At 42.1% G+C, this 425-nt stretch carries 1 pseudogene; it reads right to left on the reverse strand.

From position 1 onward, the window contains the following. Positions 1 to 385: pseudogene (locus tag AB4486_RS28255) on the reverse strand (AraC family transcriptional regulator); the annotation flags it as partial. Positions 386 to 425 lie beyond the last annotated feature (40 nt).

Here is a 425-nt window from a genome sequence, read left to right on the forward strand (position 1 = left end):
CGCTTGGATCGGGCATATCTAAGCATCGATCCAAGTCCTCAAAATTTAAAGAAAAGGTTTGTTTGGTATCTTGATTTTCAGCCAGATTTGCCAAGCGTAAGTTGGAATGAAACCAGATCTCTGTTTGATGATGATTCCATGTTACGTCACAGCCAAAATAGTCTCGATATAGGTTCTCATCCGCACGCTCCCCAGAAAGTAATACGCGCATCGGAGCGAAATCTACCCCAAGGTATTTCTTCAATATCTTTAACATCAAAACAGCGACTCTAATACTGTCATGAACGTCTAAGTGTTCTGCGTCATACTGATTGTTGTAAGTCCACTTGATGATAGACCCCGCAGGTGCAGCAACCCAAAAAGCACCGGATTGAATACACCCCATGCCGTAATTTACCTTTATTATCGTCGACATTAAGTCATGA

It is taken from the genome of Vibrio sp. 10N.222.55.C6 (assembly GCF_041473395.1).
In the GTDB taxonomy this organism is placed as follows: domain Bacteria; phylum Pseudomonadota; class Gammaproteobacteria; order Enterobacterales; family Vibrionaceae; genus Vibrio; species Vibrio crassostreae_C.